At 33.5% G+C, this 1,479-nt stretch carries 1 protein-coding gene; it reads left to right on the top strand.

Annotation, left to right across the window (positions count from 1 at the left end; genetic code table 11):
• Positions 1-396: 396 nt before the first annotated feature.
• The gene (locus tag A5868_RS10540) at positions 397-1,350 is read left to right on the top strand and encodes an NAD-dependent epimerase/dehydratase family protein (protein ID WP_086303525.1); all 954 of its coding nucleotides are present in this window, start codon (positions 397-399) and stop codon (positions 1,348-1,350) included.
• The last annotated feature ends 129 nt before the right edge of the window (positions 1,351-1,479 follow it).

Raw genomic sequence — 1,479 nt, 5'->3', positions numbered from 1 at the left:
TACTTACTTGAAAACTTTAAGAAAGGAAAAAACTATATTAATAGTAAATGTCTCGACTCTGACGATTACTTTATTGTTATCATTTTTTGTAGTTTTCTACGTAGGTAATTTATACTTAACAGTTGGTCTGATAATTTTCTCTCTGGCATTACGTTGTATTTTAGCAGAGACATTTTTAAATACATTTTTGGATGAAAAGCTATTTGTGTCCCAGGTATTAGAAACTCTGCTAACGATAGTGTTTATTCTTAGTAATTTATTCTTTAGTAACTGGAAAAGTTTTCTCGTATACTTTGTGGCATTTGCAATATATATTCTCATTAACAAAAGGAGTATACTGAAATCATTTCGTGATTTTCGTGATTTATTAGCATCCTAATATTGAGGAGTGGAAATATGAAAAAATATTTAATCACTGGAGGCGCCGGATTCATCGGGTCTACACTAGCAAATTACCTATCTAAAGAAAATTCAGTAATCGTAATTGACGATCTATCTATGGGAAAAGAAGAAAACTTAACCAAGGGTTCAAGCCTCAAATTTATTAATGGTTCTGTTACTGACGAAAAACTAATGAAAGACATTCTTTCTAACAATAAGTTTGACTACATTTTCCATCTAGCAGCAATCGCTAGTGTAGCGGATTCAGTTGAACGTCCAGTTGAAACGCATCGAATTAACTTTGAGAGTGTTTTGATATTGTTAGAATTGATTAGAAAATACCAAAAAGATTTGAAGCGCTTGGTTTTCAGTTCATCAGCAGCAGTATACGGAGATGAGCCAACATTACCTAAGAAAGAAGAATCGATCATTCGGCCGTTGACGCCATATGCGATTGATAAATTTGCAGCAGAGCAATATGTGCTGGATTACAATCATCTTTATGGGATAAATACAAGCGCGGTACGTTTTTTTAATGTGTATGGACCAAATCAGAATCCTGAATCTCCGTACAGTGGAGTGATTTCGATTTTAGTTGATCGTTACAAAAGAATGCAAAGAGGAGAAGAAGGGGCGTTTACGCTGTTTGGCGACGGCTCGCAATCTCGTGATTTCGTTTTTATTGAGGATGTCATTCAAGCACTCTTACTTGTAGCTAACAAGGAAGAAGCATTAGGAAAACAATTTAATGTTGGTACAGGATACGCTATCAAATTAAACGAACTGATTCAGGTAATTGATAAGATACTAAAAATTAAACTTCCGATTGAATATCTGGCTGAAAGAGATGGTGATATCAAAGACTCCATTTCTGATATTTCTCGCTTAAAAGAACTTGGGTTTACTTCTCATTTTACATTTGATGTGGGCATAAAAAAATATTTGATCTCTGAGGGTTTGCTAAGGTGAATTATTTCATTAACGAATAAAATACTGCTATTTCCGATTAGTAATTAGCGGATTGGCAGTTTTTTAGTTAATATAGAAAAATTACGTGGGATGTTTCAAGTTATCAATTATTTATACAATATCTATGGG

It is taken from the genome of Enterococcus sp. 12F9_DIV0723, assembly GCF_002174375.1.
Taxonomy (GTDB): Bacteria; Bacillota; Bacilli; order Lactobacillales; family Enterococcaceae; genus Enterococcus_A; species Enterococcus_A gilvus.
Note: the sequence above shows the minus strand (reverse complement) of the source record. Positions and strands in the feature narration are given on the sequence as shown.

What these genes read in the sequence shown, in the direction of transcription:
- A5868_RS10540 (WP_086303525.1), top strand. Translation starts at nt 397, where the DNA reads ATGAAAAAATATTTAATCACTGGAGGCGCCGGATTCATCGGGTCTACA.